This is a genomic window from Mesorhizobium sp. LSJC280B00 (genome assembly GCF_000502835.1).
GTDB lineage: Bacteria > Pseudomonadota > Alphaproteobacteria > Rhizobiales > Rhizobiaceae > Mesorhizobium.
In genome coordinates this window covers 1-2,307 of record NZ_AYVL01000098.1, presented here as the reverse complement: position 1 = coordinate 2,307, position 2,307 = coordinate 1, and the positions used below count along the sequence as shown (strand labels likewise).

1 protein-coding gene and 1 pseudogene are annotated in these 2,307 nt (G+C 60.8%); both read right to left on the bottom strand.

Annotation, left to right across the window (positions count from 1 at the left end; translation table 11 throughout):
* Positions 1 to 622 precede the first annotated feature (622 nt).
* Positions 623 to 1,336 (bottom strand): annotated as a pseudogene (locus X773_RS73380) (IS6 family transposase).
* 362 nt (positions 1,337 to 1,698) lie between these two features.
* On the bottom strand, positions 1,699 to 2,307 hold a 609-nt coding region (locus tag X773_RS73375), incomplete at its 5' end, for a LysR substrate-binding domain-containing protein (RefSeq protein WP_023680953.1).

Here is a 2,307-nt window from a genome sequence, read left to right as displayed (position 1 = left end):
ACATCAGGCTGCGGCCACCATCTGTCACTACAAACGGCATCGGCATCCGCAACTGTAGTACTAGGTTGCAGGGTTGGCGCGGCAAGCGTTCCTCGGCCAGGAATCAGGCGCCAGCGCTGAACAACGCAGCCGGGACGAGTTTCCGGATTCGTTACCGCCATCGGCGATTTGCTCACGGGCTTCGCAAGTCCACGGTGCACTCGCGAGACTCCTAATTGCGCTCCGCCGCGCCGAATGATTACGGAGTACTAGCCTGCCCAATCCCAGCGCGCCCAGAGTTCTGGCTCGCGTGTGAACCATTAGGCCGGCGGGACGTTGCTCTGCGGATCCAACACCTGACGGCACGACCGTGGAGGAATCCAAGCATCATTCTACGCCTCAGAAACAAGACACGCCCGGTGCCTTGGCGAACTTTCCTTATGACCGAATGACCGTCGAGCGATTTCGGGGGCGTTTCCGCGAGCGAGGTGGAACGACGAGCGCAGGAGCTGGTTTGTGCCGGGAAAGACGGCGCCGCTACCTCTTTGGCGACCTCTATTCGACCCGCGGGAGCATCATCAACCCCAAGAGGTGATGTCACATAAACGGAGATGGGCTGTCGTTGTGACTTTTGGGAATGATTTCAGGCGATCACGCCGGCAGCAGCTTTCCATTGCGCCATGGCATTCAAGCGGTGAAGATGGATCTGAAAGGCGGAGCGTTTTGAACGGGGCGGGACGAAGAGATTGCGGACTGCAGAGAACGTCGAGACGAAACGCTGGAGGCTCCCCGGTGATCGAAAAGCTTGCATCATCCGCTCTCGTTTTCGCAGTGGCACATGCGAATTCTCCGCTCTGTTGTTCAAGCCCTTGTGCGACCGGTGCTCGATGTCCGTCATGACTAGACGCCGCGCTGCTCCATAGGAGCCGAGCTTGTCGGTGATCATGCGCTTCGGCACCTGGCCCTGCTTCTTCAACAGCCGTGTCAGCACGCGCTTGGCGGCCTTAGTGTTGCGCCGGGTCTAGCCGATCTCGTCGAGCACATAGCCGTCCTGGTTGACGGCCCGCCATAACCAATGCTTCTTGCCGGCGATCATGATGGCGACTTCGTCGAGGTGCCAGATATCATTTCGACTGGGCTGCTTGCGGCGCAGGCGCCGGGCGTAGTCCAGCCCGAACTTCTTTCCCCACCGACGGATCGGCTCGTAGGAAACGACAATGCCGCGCTCCAGCAGCATTTCTTCGACACGACGCAGGCTCAGCGGAAATCGATAATACAGCCACACCGCGTGGGCGATGATCTCGGTTGGGAACCGATGCCGTTTGTAGCTGATCTGCGAAGTGTTCGTCCCCAGCATCTATCGCAGCGATCCCTGACACGCGGTTACCGTGACAACGCCCCTGGGAGCGCCTGGACCAAATCGGGTCCCCAGTTCTAATATGTGGCGGGTGGTACGACGGGATCGCTCTACCGTCATCTCAGGAATGCATGGTGGGAAGACTCCCGAGGGCGACCTTGCGCATGTTCGAAGGTGGCCATCTATTTCTCTGGCAGGATAGCTCCGCGTTCGCCGAGATCGTCCGGTTTCTTGCAAACGAGGAAGCCGGCTAAAGGGCGAACACGAATTTGCGCCGTGCGAGGCTGCGTGAGGCCATGGACGTCCGCGCCTTACTGAGGCAAGACCGGTCGCGTCTATGTTTAGGCGGCGAGCCACATTGCCTATGCCTCGCTCGATAGCATATTGCGGGCGGCATAGAGTTCGGCAATGAAGTCGGTGATCAAGGTCGAATTGATGCCGTCCGGCGGGCGCAGGAGTAGCGCGCGGAAATTGACGGCCGGCTCGAATGGCCTGGCCAAAATGCCGCCGATCATGCGGTCCGCAATGACGGAGGGATTGACCAAGCCAATCCCCATGCCCTTCGCTGCAAGGATAGCGATGGTCAGGCCGTAGGGCGTTTCGATCAGGATGCGCGGCCGTACCCCATGCGCGGCCAGGATCTTGTCCATCGCGAGCCGAGCCGTATCTTCCGGCGACAATGCCAGGAAAGCCTCGTCGGCGAGATCGGCCGGCGTGATCATCTGCTTCCGCGCCAGCCGGTGGTTCTTCGGCATGACGCAAACGGCGCGCGGCGTGGTGAAGATGCTGTGCAGCACGCCGCTGGTGTCGACCTCGTCGGCCGCGAGCCCGATATCGAAACTGCCAGACGCCACCAGGTCGCGCACGATGTTGGAGGTGCGGACCTGATAGCTGATGCGCACCTGCGGATGCCGGCGCGAGAACGCTACTATGGCGCGCGGCACCAGCCCATGCCCGAGCGCCGACAGGCT